The 14,238-nt window shown below is 50.3% G+C and carries 14 protein-coding genes; 10 read left to right on the top strand and 4 right to left on the bottom strand.

Features of this window, described 5'->3' with window-relative positions; translation table 11 throughout:
* Positions 1 to 68: 68 nt before the first annotated feature.
* Together MKX70_RS16205 and MKX70_RS16210 are read right to left on the bottom strand one after the other, a co-directional pair.
* On the bottom strand, positions 69 to 1,427 hold the full coding sequence (locus tag MKX70_RS16205) for a metallophosphoesterase (protein WP_340784289.1): 1,359 nt from the start codon (positions 1,425 to 1,427) through the stop codon (positions 69 to 71).
* 89 nt (positions 1,428 to 1,516) lie between these two features.
* Positions 1,517 to 2,077 (bottom strand): hypothetical protein, encoded by a 561-nt coding sequence (locus MKX70_RS16210; RefSeq protein WP_042138799.1) that lies wholly within the window; start codon positions 2,075 to 2,077, stop codon positions 1,517 to 1,519.
* 162 nt (positions 2,078 to 2,239) lie between these two features.
* Here MKX70_RS16210 and MKX70_RS16215 point away from each other — a divergent pair, with 162 nt between their 5' ends.
* The 4 genes from MKX70_RS16215 to MKX70_RS16230 all read left to right on the top strand — a co-directional run bounded on the left by MKX70_RS16215 (position 2,240) and on the right by MKX70_RS16230 (position 4,813).
* A complete protein-coding gene (locus MKX70_RS16215; protein ID WP_340840345.1) occupies positions 2,240 to 2,815 on the top strand; it encodes a TetR/AcrR family transcriptional regulator in 576 nt (191 codons plus the stop codon).
* A gap of 157 nt (positions 2,816 to 2,972) precedes the next feature.
* Entirely contained in the window at positions 2,973 to 3,638 is a 666-nt protein-coding gene (gene rnhA / locus MKX70_RS16220; protein WP_340840346.1) for a ribonuclease H, read from the top strand.
* Between the two features lie 70 nt (positions 3,639 to 3,708).
* Positions 3,709 to 4,377, top strand: coding sequence for a uracil-DNA glycosylase (gene ung, locus MKX70_RS16225; RefSeq protein ID WP_039295373.1), 669 nt, complete (start codon positions 3,709 to 3,711; stop codon positions 4,375 to 4,377).
* Positions 4,378 to 4,408: 31 nt separating this feature from the next.
* Positions 4,409 to 4,813: a hypothetical protein gene (locus tag MKX70_RS16230; RefSeq protein ID WP_039295375.1), complete on the top strand. Its 405-nt coding sequence runs from the start codon at positions 4,409 to 4,411 to the stop codon at positions 4,811 to 4,813.
* Positions 4,814 to 5,763: 950 nt separating this feature from the next.
* On the opposite strand, the gene MKX70_RS16235 is transcribed toward MKX70_RS16230, so the two are convergent.
* Positions 5,764 to 6,903, bottom strand: coding sequence for an AI-2E family transporter (locus MKX70_RS16235; RefSeq protein WP_063840078.1), 1,140 nt, complete (start codon positions 6,901 to 6,903; stop codon positions 5,764 to 5,766).
* A 211-nt stretch (positions 6,904 to 7,114) separates the two neighbouring features.
* Here MKX70_RS16235 and MKX70_RS16240 point away from each other — a divergent pair, with 211 nt between their 5' ends.
* The gene (locus tag MKX70_RS16240; protein WP_340840347.1) at positions 7,115 to 7,588 is read left to right on the top strand and encodes a general stress protein; all 474 of its coding nucleotides are present in this window, start codon (positions 7,115 to 7,117) and stop codon (positions 7,586 to 7,588) included.
* A 13-nt stretch (positions 7,589 to 7,601) separates the two neighbouring features.
* Here the strand turns inward: MKX70_RS16240 and MKX70_RS16245 are convergent, their stop codons facing one another.
* The gene (locus MKX70_RS16245; RefSeq protein ID WP_042237985.1) at positions 7,602 to 7,901 is read right to left on the bottom strand and encodes a hypothetical protein; all 300 of its coding nucleotides are present in this window, start codon (positions 7,899 to 7,901) and stop codon (positions 7,602 to 7,604) included.
* 400 nt (positions 7,902 to 8,301) lie between these two features.
* On the opposite strand from MKX70_RS16245, the gene MKX70_RS16250 reads away from it, so the two are divergent.
* The 5 genes from MKX70_RS16250 to MKX70_RS16270 all read left to right on the top strand — a co-directional run bounded on the left by MKX70_RS16250 (position 8,302) and on the right by MKX70_RS16270 (position 14,050).
* A complete protein-coding gene (locus MKX70_RS16250) occupies positions 8,302 to 9,063 on the top strand; it encodes a DeoR/GlpR family DNA-binding transcription regulator (protein ID WP_197072957.1) in 762 nt (253 codons plus the stop codon).
* Between the two features lie 40 nt (positions 9,064 to 9,103).
* Positions 9,104 to 10,015: a 1-phosphofructokinase gene (gene pfkB, locus MKX70_RS16255; protein ID WP_042237981.1), complete on the top strand. Its 912-nt coding sequence runs from the start codon at positions 9,104 to 9,106 to the stop codon at positions 10,013 to 10,015.
* Positions 10,016 to 10,059: 44 nt separating this feature from the next.
* Positions 10,060 to 12,009, top strand: a complete 1,950-nt coding sequence (locus tag MKX70_RS16260) for a PTS fructose transporter subunit IIABC (RefSeq protein ID WP_340840348.1) — start codon at positions 10,060 to 10,062, stop codon at positions 12,007 to 12,009.
* A gap of 204 nt (positions 12,010 to 12,213) precedes the next feature.
* Positions 12,214 to 13,335, top strand: a complete 1,122-nt coding sequence (gene tnpB, locus MKX70_RS16265; RefSeq protein WP_340840349.1) for an IS200/IS605 family element RNA-guided endonuclease TnpB — start codon at positions 12,214 to 12,216, stop codon at positions 13,333 to 13,335.
* Between the two features lie 214 nt (positions 13,336 to 13,549).
* A complete protein-coding gene (locus MKX70_RS16270; protein ID WP_340840350.1) occupies positions 13,550 to 14,050 on the top strand; it encodes a Crp/Fnr family transcriptional regulator in 501 nt (166 codons plus the stop codon).
* Positions 14,051 to 14,238 lie beyond the last annotated feature (188 nt).

The following is a 14,238-nucleotide window of genomic DNA, read 5'->3' on the forward strand; positions in this document are numbered from 1 at the left end:
TTAGCGCTTCAGCAGTCATGATATTGCTGTACAGCCCTAAATTAAACGCAATCCTTCATGCTCAAACATCAACGGACCGGAAGCTGTACATGCAGCTGGTGGTTGTTCTTCTGCTCCCGTGCAGCCATGCTCAGGACATAACTTCTAGTCCCGCTGGCGGGGGCCTTCTGCCAGAGGCGGTAGCCTTCCGTGTTGATTACAGCCGCATTGTCAGTACTGGCGGTCCCTGCAAAATAAATCTCATTCAGCCGGCCGACCACATCCGCCATCGCTTTCAGCTCGGTATCCGTGTAATTAGCATAGGCTGTGTCCGCGGTCAGCCGGGAATAACTGCGGGTCGCGGAGCGCTTGCGGAAATTCGCTTCGCTGTAAGTGTTGAACTGTAGCAGATTCTGATCTGTGCTGCCCGAGGCTGCGGCCCACAGCTCCATCCCTAATTTAGCCGTATTGTAATCCAGGGTCTGATTGGCAGCTGAATAGTTTAAGATGCCGTATTGATGCGGGAATACCGATAAGGCACTGTCTGCGATGTCAAAGATGCTGTTACCGTCCTTCTGATATTCACTTATATCCTGAATATGAATGTGGCCGCTGAGTGTGGTATGGATATTATTGCGCAGCAGGGCGTCAATAACCTGCCCGTTATCATCGACAGTGAAGCCCTCCTGGATGAAATCGCTGTGATCCAGCAGGCTGTGATGCATGACTGCTACGATCTGAGCATCATGTGCCGCAGCCATTTCACCGCAGGTATCAATCCATTTGAGGGTCGAAGCGCTCACCTTGCCCTCAAGCTGCGGATTTCCCAGAATTTTATTATTCTTGTACTGCGCGGTGTCGAGCATAAGCAGCCATAAATCATCCGACGGGGCGGCGAGATAGCTCAGCGAATCCTCATCCTCCAGCAGCGCTTCATCGTAACCGAAGCTGCCATAGAATTTGCGGAATTCTTTGGCTGTAACGGAATCCGCAGGGGATTGGCGCGGGCCTTTGAATTTGCGGGCCCAGGGATTCTGAATATCGTGATTGCCGGGAGTCACATATACCCGGGTCCCGGTCTCCTGTTCAATGGTCTTCAGATGTTTGGCCAGGTCCTTATGGCTGGCTTCTTCACCATTGTTGCTTAGATCCCCGCTAATGATGACGGCATCCGGCTTACGGATGCCAATGTCGTATCCGAGGGCTTCCATCATTTCGTTGCTGTATCCCAGCTGTTTACCATCTCCGGCAGCCAGAAACTGATTGAAGGCAGGCCCGAGATCCCGCAGGCTTTGAGATAAATAGTGCGTATCGGTAGTCGTAAGAATACTAAGATCATGGCCGGACTGTATACGGTATTGCGGTTGTTGATTCTCTTCTTGCCCGCTGCAGGATGAGAACAGCAGCAGCAATAGGGAGAGTATGACGGACTTACGGACGGATAACATGGGTTCTGCACCTCTTTTCCTGGTAGAAACCGCAAAAAGGTGTCCCCGGCAAGATTGCCCTGAAGGGAACACCTCCTGTACAGAATAACTTATTTCTTGACTTCAGTCACACCGGTTACCTTGCCTTGGTCAGCTGCTGTGTAGGTAGCCTGGTATTTGGCATCCGAGAAATAGACATTGCCTTCGATGGTAGCATTCACAACAGCGAAGCCGTCAGCTTCAACGTAGACATCCCCAACAAAGGTACCGCCCTGAATACGGGCATTTTCACTGCGGATTGTCATTTTTGGAGCGGTAAGTGTGAAGGAATTGGTGATGTTGTGATCTGCATCCTGGGTATAGAGCGCGATTTTGCGGGCCGGCTCTTCCTTATTGATGAACTGTCCGTCTACCACAAGCTCTTCCGTGAAGGTCAGGTCATTCAGGACTGCGGCGATCCAGTGGCCGTCTTTGCTGATCGCCTTCTTGAAGGCTTCATTATTATCAACGACGGAGACTGATGTTACAGCATCCGGTGCTTCGGTGGCCGTGGCCGTATTGCCGTTATTTGCGGACGTGTTTGTATTTGCCGCATTGTTGTTGGCCGAGTTGCCGCATCCGACGAGCAGGGTCAGAGTGAATACGGCTGCTATTGCTGCGAGCTTTCTCATGTAAATAACCTCCTTATGGTGTGTGTTGCTGTAGATTTATTTTTCCTTTAAAATTAATATAGAATGACTAGTGCGGAATTAATGTGATTCAATTCACAATTGTTAATTATATTTACCGATCGTTCTATAAATGGTAAAATTGACTCAGAAAGGAGCATGGTGATGGCGAGAAGCAAAGAATTCGAGATTGATGATGTACTGTTAAAGGCGATGAATATCTTCTGGCAGCAGGGCTATGAGAAAACCTCGATGCAGGATCTTGTAACTGGCATGGGGATTCACAAGAGAAGCATGTATGACACATTTGGAGACAAGCATACTTTATATATAAAAGCACTGGAGCGGTTCGCAGCCATCAACGCCTCCCGGATGGAGAGCCGGATCGAAGGTATTTCCTCGGCTAAAGCTGCGATTACCCTGCTGTTCGAAGCAACGATTCACAGAAGTGAAGACGAGCCCAAGGGTTGTCTGCTGGTGAATACCGCAGTGGAGCTGTCCAATCATGATCCGGAAGCAGCAACCAAAGCGAATGATGCTTTTCTGAATACCGAACGTCTCATTGAACGGCTGATCCAGCACGGACAGGCTAGCGGTGAGCTCTCCGGTCGGTATCAGGCCTCCGCGCTTGCTGCTTACCTGCATAATGCCCTCGTCGGGCTGCGGGTCATGGTCAAAGCCACCCGGGATATGGACAAGCTCCAGACTATCGTTAACACTACGCTTGCCGTACTGGAATAATGCGGCCCTAATAGTATGAACGCGCCTGCTGGTAATTATCCAATTTAAATTTCGGCTCACAGCAGGCGCTGAGCTTATTTGCACTTCAATATCGCCGCGGTTTGGATTACAATATGATTTTGATGATTCATGAGGCGTGCAGGAAGGAGCTATATTCATGGCTAAGCAGAAATACTATGTAGTGTGGGAAGGCAAGCAGCCGGGAGTGTACAGCACTTGGGCAGAATGCCAGGCGCAGACCGATCATTATACCGGAGCGAAATATAAATCCTATGAGAGCAAAGCGGCGGCGGATACGGCCTATAAGGCGGGCTGGAAAGGCAACTGGGGAACAGGTGCGGCATCAAACGGCACGGGTGCCAAGAGTAAAACGGCAAACAGCTGGAGCCGCAGTGCCTCGGTAGAAACGTCAGAGGAGATTGATTATGACAGCATCTCTGTAGATGTCGGCACCCGCGGCAATCCCGGACCGGTAGAATACAAAGGCGTAGACACGCAGACCGGAGACATTATTTTTTCCTGCGGTCCAATCAGTAAGGGAACGAATAACCTCGGGGAATTTCTGGCGATTGTCCATGCGCTGGCTCTGCTTAAGAAGGAAGGCAGCAGCCGTACGGTCTATACCGACTCCGTGAATGCTATGAAGTGGGTGAAGCAGAAGAAGGTCGCTACTACCTTGCCCCGGGATGCTTCCACAGCGGAAATCTGGACGCTGATTGACCGGGCGGAGAGCTGGCTGCGCAGCCATACATATGAGAATAAGGTGCTGAAATGGCAGACTAAGGTGTGGGGCGAGATCAAAGCAGATTACGGGCGCAAATAAATTCTGCGGGTTCTGGTTAATAACAGGTAATGAATGAATACTACAGGGAAGCAAGCAGGAGGAGAACGGGATGTTCGGCAATGATTGGGATGAGGTACTGCAGGAAGAAACGCATAAGCCCTATTTTGAAGAGCTGCGTTATGCGCTGGCACGTGAATATAAGCAATATACAGTCTATCCGCCAAAAGACAAGCTGTTCTCAGCGCTGAAGCTGACGCCTTACAGCAAGACCCGGGTGGTCATTCTGGGTCAGGACCCCTATCATGGGGCGGGACAGGCTCATGGCCTGAGTTTCTCGGTCGAGCCGGGAGTGCGGATTCCTCCGTCACTGCGCAATATCTATACCGAGCTGCATAATGATCTGGGCGTACCTGTGCCGAACCATGGTTCTCTGCTCCACTGGGCAGAAGAAGGCGTGCTGATGCTTAACGCAGTGCTGACCGTACGTGAAGGCCAGCCGAACTCGCATAAAGGCCTGGGCTGGGAGACGTTTACAGATGCCATCATGGAGAAGCTCAATGAACGTACAGAACCGATGGTGTTCATCCTGTGGGGCAGTCATGCCCAGCTCAAAGGGGCTTCGATTGACCGCAGCAGGCATAAGGTTATTCAGTCTCCGCATCCAAGTCCGTTCTCGGCCCACCGCGGATTTCTAGGCAGCCATCCGTTCTCACAGGCTAACTCCTATCTGGAGTCACACGGGCTTACAGGAATCGATTGGTCCATACCGAATGTATAAGTAGCACGGACACAGCGAAGGGGGTGGAGCCATGAAGCATTGGGTAGGCAGACCGGTCATTATGTACTGCGGAGAAGAGCCATATACAATCATGAAAGGCGTGCTGCGCAGATGGGACCCTGCAGCTTCAGTAGCCGTAATCGGACATCAGGAGATTGCCGTCCCTTTTCGTGACATTGTGTTCATCAAGGCATTGGCTCCCAAGGAGAGGGCATTGCCCCCGGTCCTCCATTCCGTAGGGTATGTGATGAGGGAACGCCAGCAGTTTGACAACGCGGTATATTTCAAGTCGGCGGTCACCATCTGGAAAGGCGATCAGCTGGTTGCCCTCAATACGACCATCGTAGCGCACACCAAGGGTTCAGTTACGCTCCGCGACGGGCAGAACCTGCTGAAGGGCAATCACATTTTTGTGGTGCGCTCTCTGCGGGGCTGAGATTGCGAAACGGAAGGCTTCGGAAGGTACAGCAAAACGGGCCAATCTCTTATTTAGAGATTGGCCCGTTTTGCTGTTTTTGTTATTTGGATATTATGATATTTGACTGTTGTGGATAAGATCTGCGTATTAGTTATAGATAAGATGCTTTCGAATTGTGGCGATCCGTTTGTAGAATGAATTAATTCTTATTCTTATATCAGAAATCCCTCTGTTCCCGCCGATAGTAAGCGGAACAGGGAAATTAAAGGGATAAATTCCTCTAATCCCGCCGAAAGTAGGCGGAACGGAGAAATCAAGGGGATAAATCCCTCTAATTCCGTCGAACTTTGAGCAAATGACCAAATGAGGAACATTAGTGCTCTTGATTCCACCGGACGCAACCCAAATGAGCAAATGAGGGGCATTAATGCCCTTGATTTCACCGGACGCAACCCAAATGAGCAAATGAGGGGCATTAGTGCTCTTGATTCCACCGGACGCAACCCAAATGACCAAATGAGGGACATTAATGCCCTTGATTCCCCCGGACGCAACCCAAATGAGCAAATGAGGGGCATTAATGCCCTTGATTCCCTCGGACGCAACCCAAATGAGCAAATGAGGGGCATTAGTGCTCTTGATTCCACCGGACGCAACCCAAATGAGCAAATGAGGGGCATTAATGCCCTTGATTCCACCGGACGCAACCCAAATGAGCAAATGAGGGGCATTAATGCCCTTGATTCCCCCGGACGCAACCCAAATGAGCAAATGAGGGGCATTAATGCCCTTGATTCCACCCCCTGGTATCCCAGAATTAGTCTACTTGGAGCAATGTGAGGTTGCCTTATAAGCTTTATTGCCTGTATGAGCTTATATTAGTTCGCACATGCCCCATCTGCTCCAGCAGAATTCGCCCTTGGGCGAATCAGTCTTGAAATATAACACTCAAACCAGGTTTAACTGAACTACAACTGCTCTTCCTTAACTATCTCGACCTCAATCCCTTCCGGTGCTATAGGCCCGGGACCGCCCGGATCATCCTCACGCTCAGCGATAATGATTTCATAAATTCGCAAGAAGAGGATTTTGAGAATCATATATACAGGCAGCGCAATGAGCACACCGATAATGCCGAAGAAGTCGCCGCCTATCAGGACAAGCACAACGGTTGTCAGCGGATGTACATCCAGGGATTTACCGTAGATAATCGGTGACAGAACATTATCCTGAATCTGCTGGGCAACGACGATGATGACCAGAGACCAGAGCGCCATCGAAGGTGATTCAATGAATCCTACGATAATAACCGGGATTGCCGCTAGCAGCGAGCCGACATACGGAATGAAGTTAAGCGGAATGGAGATGACGGCCAGCAACAGGGAATAAGGCAGGCCGATTACCAGGAATCCGATGTAGAGAATAATGCCCAGCACCACATTCAGCAGGACGCGCGTAACGATGAAGCCGCTTAGCGCACTGTCGATATCCTTCAGCATATCCTGGCCTTCCTTGCGGAACTTTCTTGGTATCAGGCCCTGAAGAATCGGAGACAGCTTATGTCCATCCTTCAGCATGTAATAGAGAATAATCGGCAGCGTGGCGATGACTACTACGATGCTGGAGATGACACCGATCAGATTGGACATGGAATTGGTCACCCAGGTAATAGCGTCATTCAAGTACCCGGAGAGCCGGGTAGCCAGATCGGTATCGCCCTTGAAAAAACGGGATAATGACGGATCATTCTGCAGCTTGTTGAACTGATTCTGCAGTCCCTCTACCAGATACGGCGTGTTGTCAATGAAATTCTGGATTTGCTCGCGCAATGTCGGCCAGACCAGCACCCAGAACAGGACGAACAATCCGATAAAGACGAGATAGATTAGGAGAATCGAGAGTGCGCGTCCAAGTTTTTTGGTCTCCAGAAAGTTGACGAGCGGGCGAAGCAGATAAAACATGAAGCCCGACAGCATCATTGGCACAAGCAGAAGATTAAAGATGGACACGAGAGGCGTGAATAAGAAGATAACTTTGGAACCCAGATACAATATCGTCAAAAAGGCGATAATGGCCAGGCTTGTCCGGAAATATTTGCTTTGAAGCACAGGAGCCCCTCCAATCTTATAATTTATGTTTATGTATACGCATCAGGAGCAACAGCGTTCTATCTTATTTTATAAGACTGCTGTATATCAATTTGCCTGATTCTATCTTTATAACCGAATTAGGAGAGATTGATTCACTACTGGTGAGTCTTGCCGTCAGGTTCAAGCTGCAGGCAGAGTGGTAATATCGCACTAACAGGAGGGATGTTAGATGCCTACATTGGTACTCGGGATTTTTGGCCATCGGACCGATGCTGCACTGGCGATTGGGGAAATGAAAGAGAATGGAATCAATTCGAAGAATATATCTGCAGTAACCAAGCAGAAAAATACGCTGGAGATCATCAGCCACGATACCGGAATTGGTACTGCGCAGACCGGGGAAGGCAATGAGGGATTATTCGGTACAGCCCGCGGGTTAGGAGCTGGACTCGACATGCTGGCCGATACTGCTGTGGCTGCGGGTCCGGCTGCACGCAAACTGGCTGGAGCGGATATTGAAACGGATGGTCTTACTGTAAGTCTGATCGGTATTGGCATTCCGCAGGAGGATGCGGAGGCTTATGCCAGGCATGTAGAGCTGGAGCATATTATAGTCATTGTTTTCCTTGATGAGGAGGAGCAGCGAGAGAAGGTGGACTCTATATTCGCGAAGCATCAGGTTCTGCCTTTGAAGATTTCTTAAGCACAAGAATATATCAACGCGGCCGGCGGGATTTTCGTCTGGCTGCTTTTTTTTTTCGTGACTGTACGAATAGGATAGGGTCCACTTCAAAGCCTGCCTGTCCTCCGGTTTCTTTGGTGACCTGTTTGGCTTTGACCAGAGAGAGAAAAGCAAAGATTTCACCTAATGCCCCAAAACCTGCGGCAATGATTGCATAGTCTTCGGCACTAAGTTCTTCAGCTTCTGCAGGGGAGGATTTGCCCGCACCTCCGTTAGTGTTATTGTTGTTACCGCCTGTATAGCCGGATCCATAATTATTATTGTTATAGGCCATCTCCTGTTCACCCGCTTTTCCCCATATGTAATATAAAATATGTCGCTGAACGCGTTTGTGAAATAGGCGTTCGGGTGGTTATTTGCTGCAGCCGGTATTTGCCCCTTTCAGGATGAAATGAGCAGAGATGAGCATCCATTCAGCCATTCGATCAGCGGATAACGAAAAAAGCCGCCGCATAAGGCATAGTATAAGCTTTTTCCGTAAAAAATAAGCGGATAAAAAAGCACTTTACAGTTTATGAAAACGCTGTTACAATCATAAATGAGCAGAAATGATCAATATCAGTCACGAATGAGCTTTTATATAAATTCAATTAACAATAAGCCCGAACACAAATAGACGATTGTGTATAAAAGGAATCCGGCAGCAGGTGCTGCAAGTCCGAGGAGTGAAGCGCATGTTTGAAGAAGAACGGAAGCTGAGTATTCTGCAGTTTATTGAGAATCATACAAGAGCATCGGTTCAGGAGCTGAGCCAGGAGCTGTCCGTTTCAGAATCAACGGTCCGCCGCGATCTCAAGGAGCTTGAGGAAGCACGGCTGCTGAAACGTACGCATGGCGGGGCGGTATCCCTGCAGAGTGTGAACTTTGAAGCGGCTGTTCCGGATAAAGAAGACCGGTTCCTTGATGAGAAGCTGCGGATTGCCCGCAAGGCCGTGGAGATGATTGAGGAAGGCGATGCAATTCTTCTGGATGGCGGAACGACTACGCTGCAGATTGCCCGGGCGCTGAAATCCTTCCGTAATCTCAAGGTCATCACCAACTCGATTATGGCGCTTAATGAGCTGAAGGATTGCCGCCATATCGAAGTCTCGATTACAGGCGGAATGCTGCGGCCGGACACGATGGCTTTTGTCGGACCGATGACAGAACGCTCACTGGATATGGTTCGGGTAGACAAAGCCTTCCTTGGAACCAACGGGCTGGATATACATGAAGGCATCACGACTCCCAATATGCTGGAGGCTGCAACCAAGCGCAAAATGATTGCTGTCGCAAAGCAAGCCATTCTGCTCGCAGACCATAGCAAGATCGGGCAAATCTCCTTTTGTAAAGTCGCGGATCTGCAGGAGATGGATCACTGCATTCTTGATACGGATACGCCGGATAACTTCCGCCGGGAGCTGGAGAAGATGGACGTTGATTATACATTGGTGTGAGTGTGAGAAGAAGACAAACATTATAAATGAGGGATGAATGATGATTTATACAGTGACACTTAATCCTTCCGTCGATTATATCGTGGAGGTTGAAGAGTTTACACTAGGCGGGTTAAACCGGATGAAGCGGGATATGAAGCTGCCTGGTGGGAAGGGAATCAATGTATCCCGCGTACTGAAGCAGCTGGGGGTCGAGAATACGGCAACCGGATTCCTTGGCGGTTTTACGGGCGGATATATTGAACAGTGGCTGCGTCAGGAGATGATTGCAAGTGATTTCGTTCACATAACAGATGATACCCGGATCAATATCAAGCTGAAAGCCGGGGAAGAGACGGAAATTAACGGAGCCGGACCGGAGATTTCGCAGCCTGAGATCGCTTCTCTGCTGCACAAGCTGGATGCCCTGAAGCAGGGTGATGTTGTTATTCTGTCGGGAAGTACTCCACCGTCACTTGGCGGAGATTTCTATAGCAGGCTGATCGCAGTATGCAAACAGAAGGGGGCAGAGTTTGTAATTGATACAACGGGACAGGCGCTGAAAGACGCGTTGCCTTTGGGACCGCTGCTTGTCAAACCGAATCACCATGAGCTGGCAGAGCTGTTCGGCGTTCAGATCAGCACCAGGGAGGAGATTATTACCTACGGACGCAAGCTGCTGGAAGCAGGGGCCAGGCATGTGCTGGTATCGATGGCCGGTGAAGGGGCATTGTTTATTTCGGAGCAAGGTGTCTACCATGCAGCTGCTCCTGCAGGGCAGGTGAAGAATTCAGTAGGTGCAGGAGATTCCATGATCGCCGGGTTTGTGGGGAACTTGTCGCTGACCGGAGATGTGCTGGAGGCATTCCGTGCCGGCGTCGCCTCAGGAAGCGCAACGGCATTCTCGGACGATCTGGCGGACAGACAGAAGATAGATCAGCTTCGGCCGCTCGTTGTAATTTCCCAGCTGTAAACAACATAACGAAAGATTTTAAGTAAACCGGGGAGTTGAGATTAATGAAAATTACAGATTTGATGATACAGGAAACTATGATTATGGAGCTGAAGGCTACAACGAAGGAAGCGGCGATTGACGAACTGATTGCCAGCCTCGCAGCCAGCGGACGCATTAATGACGTGAAGCTGTTCAAAGACAAGATACTGGACCGTGAAGCCCAGTCCAGTACGGGAATCGGCGGAGGCATCGCTATGCCTCATGCCAAGACCAAAGCTGTGAATGAAGCAACGGTTGTGTTCGCCAAGAGCAGCGCCGGACTAGATTTTGCCTCACTGGATGAAGCGCCGGCTCATTTGTTCTTCATGATTGCAGCGCCGGACGGAGCTGGAAATATGCACCTGCGCACACTGGCTGCATTATCAAGGCTGCTCATTGAAAGCGAATTCATCGAGCAGCTCATGAGTGCCAAGACTCCTGCTGAAGTAACACACTTGTTCGATGCCAAGCAAGCTGAGGCCGAAGCTCAGGCGGAAGCGGAAGCTAAGGCAGCTGCGGAGCAAGAAGCCCGGAAGACAGCGGCGCCGCAGGCTGAACCTGCACGGATGATCACCGGGAACCCGGATTCGCAGAGCTTTGTTGTGGCTGTGACAGCATGTCCTACGGGAATTGCCCATACCTTCATGGCTGAGGATGCCCTGAAGAAGAAAGCCAAAGAGATGGGAGTTAACATCCGTGTAGAAACGAACGGTTCAGAAGGTGCGCAGAATGTGCTGACTGCGGATGAGATTGCCCGGGCGAGCGGAGTTATTATTGCTGCGGATAAGAACGTGGAGATGGACCGCTTCAACGGCAAGCCTGTACTTCAGCGTCCCGTAAGCGATGGAATCCGCAAGTCAGAGGAATTAATCCGCATCGCGGTCCAAGGCAATGCGCCAATCTACCGCAGCTCCGGCCGTAATGAGGATGGTGCCGCATCGGCGAAGTCCGGTACAATCGGAAGCAAAATTTATAAAGACCTGATGAATGGCATCTCCCACATGCTGCCGTTCGTAGTCGGCGGCGGGATTCTGCTGGCGATCTCCTTCCTGATTGAACAGGTAGCCAGTGTCGATAATCCGCTGGTGAAGCTGCTGCAGACGATTGGCGGAGGAGACGGGGCGTTCCACTTCCTGATTCCAATTCTGGCCGGATTTATCGCACTTAGCATCGGCGACCGCCCGGCGCTGATGCCTGGTATGGTCGGCGGTATCATGGCTCTAAATGCCAATGCGGGCTTCCTGGGCGGCCTGGCTGCCGGTTTCCTGGCCGGTTATGTGGTGATTATGCTCCGCAAAGCCTTCTCTGGCCTGCCGCGTACGCTTGACGGCCTGAAACCGATTCTGTTGTATCCGGTGTTCAGTTTGCTTATTACCGGCGCGGTCATGTTCTATCTGTTCAATCCGGTATTCAGCTGGATTAATGAAGGTATGATTGATGCGCTTAACCACCTGGGTACTGGCAACAAAATACTGCTGGGATTGGTGCTTGGCGGTATGATGGCTATCGATATGGGCGGTCCGTTCAATAAAGCAGCATACACCTTTGCTATCGGTGTGTTCACCTCAAGCGGCAATACAAACGGACTGATGATGGCTGCCGTCATGGCCGGAGGGATGGTGCCTCCGCTGGCGATTGCCCTTGCAACTACGTTCTTCAAGAATAAATTCACTGAAACTGAACGCAAATCCGGATTAACCAACTACGTGCTGGGCTTGTCGTTCATCACCGAAGGTGCCATTTCGTTTGCTGCAGCAGATCCGCTGCGGGTGCTCACTTCCTGTATCGTGGGTTCAGCCGTAGCCGGCGGACTGACCCAGCTGTGGAATATCAATGTACCTGCACCGCATGGAGGTGTGTTCGTAGCCTTCTTGTCCAGCAGCGCGCTGCTGTTCCTGCTGGCTGTGCTGATCGGCTCCGTTATTTCCGGGCTGATGCTGGGTCTCTGGAAGAAGCCGCTCGCATTGAAGTAACGTAATCATTTCCTGTCCTTAACCGTATGGAAGCAGAGCAACATTCTGCATTCATACGGTTTCTTTGTTTGCACGCTCCATTTTATCTAAAAAAGCTGAGAATACCCCACCCTCGATAGGGTGGGGATGAATCTGTAGTTTTCGATTTCAAGACGAACGTATGTGCTATAATATGGATGAGATCACTAAAAGGAGGTGTTGCACATGCTCGTGTCTGCGCAGGAGGTTTCTTCGAAACACCTGGTTCATCAAGCCTATAAATATCGGATCTACCCCAATACAGAGCAACAGCAACTCATTCGTCGAATGTTTGGCTGCTGCCGTTTTGTGTTCAATTACTTCTTGGGAGCTTGGAATCAAAGCTATGCGGAAACGGGAAAAGGCTTGTCTTATCACGCTTGTGCGACACAACTCCCCGGTTTAAAAGCACAATACGACTGGCTGAAAGAAGTCGATAGCATCGCTTTGCAGTCGGCTGCTCGTCATGTGGCGGATAGCTTTGATCGTTTTTTCAAGAAGCAAAATCAAGCGCCACGCTTCAAGAGCCGAAAGCATCCGATTCAAAGTTACACGACCAAATTCACCAACGGGAATATCGCCATGGAGGGCAGTCGCTTGAAGCTCCCCAAACTCGGCTGGATACGTTTTGCAAACTCCCGGAAGCTGGAAGGCCGGATATTGTCCGCTACCGTTCGTAAAAACGCCAGCGGGAAATTTTTCGTCTCGCTCGTTTGCGAAGTTCAAAAGAACCCTCTGCCCCAAGTGGATACACCTATTGGCATCGACTTAGGTTTGAAAGAATATGCAGTATGCTCAAACGGCGAACATATCGCCAATCCTCGCTTTTACCGTCAATACGAGAACAAGCTGGCGTTTTGGCAGCGGCGGATGGCTCGGCGTACTCCGGGCGGCTCCAACTGGAAGAAAGCAAGGCAGCATATCGCTCGTATTCACGAACGCATTGCCAATAAACGAAATGACTTCCTCCACAAGCTGACCACGAGACTGATTCGTGAAAACCAAACGATTAGTATCGAACATCTGCGTGTGGCGAATATGATTCAGAACCCCAAGCTTTCAAAATCCATTGCTGATGCGTCTTGGGGCGAGTGGGTGCGACAGCTGACGTATAAAGCGAAATGGTATGGACGAAATCTTCGGATCGCCGACACGTTTGAGCCGACCAGTCAGCGTTGCCATGTGTGTGGCACAATCCACCCCGAGGTGAAGAACCTGTCCATTCGGGAATGGACGTGTACGGCCTGCGGGACGATCCATGACCGTGACGAAAACGCCGCTCACAATATTGAACAAGTAGCGGTTTAACCCCCACCTAACCAAACGATAGAATTCAAGATTTCACTAGCGTCAAAAATGTAAAACTGCGGGAACGCAGGGATCGCTTGCTCCATAAGAAGAGGGTACTCTTCTGTTCGCAAGAATCCGCCACTTCAAGCGTTAGCTAAGTGGGGGAGAATTCAATGTCGTATTTCGGTATAATTAAAAATATATATAAAGAGAAAGCAAAGGAGAATGCGAAATGATTCTGCACAAAGGGGAAGTCTTGTTCCGCCAGGGCGACGGCGGCGAGAACCTGTACCGGGTGAAGAGCGGGCTGTTCAAGGTGACAAGACTGCACGAGAACGGGAACATGGTACTGTTCAACCTGCTGTATCCGGGTGAGACCGTCCCCCATCATTCCCTCATTTCGCCGAAGGAGGCGCATGGAACAGCGGTGGCAATGATGAGAAGCGAGGTCGAGATCGTTCCCGCTGCGGAATGGTACCGCGAGCTGCGGGAGAATCCTGAGAAGGTGATGGAGATCGCCCTTTTGCTGCAGGAGAAGGTGCGGTTTATGCAGACACGGCTCGACCACCTCACGGTCGGATCACCCGCAGAACGGATGGCACTCCTGACCGACTGGCTGAAGGAATATTCTCATGGCGCACAGCTCACAGATCTGCTGACACAGGAAGAGATCGGACAATTAATTGGTGTACGCCGGGAAACAGTCAACCGCTTATTGCGAAATCAGGGCTAATTGCTTATTTTTACTGGAAACTGTTTAGAGTGGCCGTTCCGCGTGGTATAATCTATTCAGAACATATCAAACTAAAGAAAGGATCAGGATACCATGTGTCCCCGAAGGACGATTCCCCAAAGGACGATTTGGAAACGTTATGATCTGTCTTATACTTAGCTTCCCTGTAGAATGTGCGCGAACCGTTG

Origin of the sequence: Paenibacillus sp. FSL R7-0312 (genome assembly GCF_038004445.1) — a bacterium.
GTDB lineage: Bacteria > Bacillota > Bacilli > Paenibacillales > Paenibacillaceae > Paenibacillus_AQ.

Excerpts from the sequence above, each read along its gene's own strand:
- MKX70_RS16205 (WP_340784289.1), bottom strand. The coding sequence starts at position 1,427 with ATGTTATCCGTCCGTAAGTCCGTCATACTCTCCCTATTGCTGCTGCTG.
- MKX70_RS16210 (WP_042138799.1), bottom strand. The coding sequence starts at position 2,077 with ATGAGAAAGCTCGCAGCAATAGCAGCCGTATTCACTCTGACCCTGCTC.
- MKX70_RS16215 (WP_340840345.1), top strand. The coding sequence starts at position 2,240 with ATGGCGAGAAGCAAAGAATTCGAGATTGATGATGTACTGTTAAAGGCG.
- rnhA (WP_340840346.1), top strand. The coding sequence starts at position 2,973 with ATGGCTAAGCAGAAATACTATGTAGTGTGGGAAGGCAAGCAGCCGGGA.
- ung (WP_039295373.1), top strand. The coding sequence starts at position 3,709 with ATGTTCGGCAATGATTGGGATGAGGTACTGCAGGAAGAAACGCATAAG.
- MKX70_RS16230 (WP_039295375.1), top strand. The coding sequence starts at position 4,409 with ATGAAGCATTGGGTAGGCAGACCGGTCATTATGTACTGCGGAGAAGAG.
- MKX70_RS16240 (WP_340840347.1), top strand. The coding sequence starts at position 7,115 with ATGCCTACATTGGTACTCGGGATTTTTGGCCATCGGACCGATGCTGCA.
- MKX70_RS16245 (WP_042237985.1), bottom strand. The coding sequence starts at position 7,901 with ATGGCCTATAACAATAATAATTATGGATCCGGCTATACAGGCGGTAAC.
- MKX70_RS16250 (WP_197072957.1), top strand. The coding sequence starts at position 8,302 with ATGTTTGAAGAAGAACGGAAGCTGAGTATTCTGCAGTTTATTGAGAAT.
- pfkB (WP_042237981.1), top strand. The coding sequence starts at position 9,104 with ATGATTTATACAGTGACACTTAATCCTTCCGTCGATTATATCGTGGAG.
- MKX70_RS16260 (WP_340840348.1), top strand. The coding sequence starts at position 10,060 with ATGAAAATTACAGATTTGATGATACAGGAAACTATGATTATGGAGCTG.
- tnpB (WP_340840349.1), top strand. The coding sequence starts at position 12,214 with ATGCTCGTGTCTGCGCAGGAGGTTTCTTCGAAACACCTGGTTCATCAA.
- MKX70_RS16270 (WP_340840350.1), top strand. The coding sequence starts at position 13,550 with ATGATTCTGCACAAAGGGGAAGTCTTGTTCCGCCAGGGCGACGGCGGC.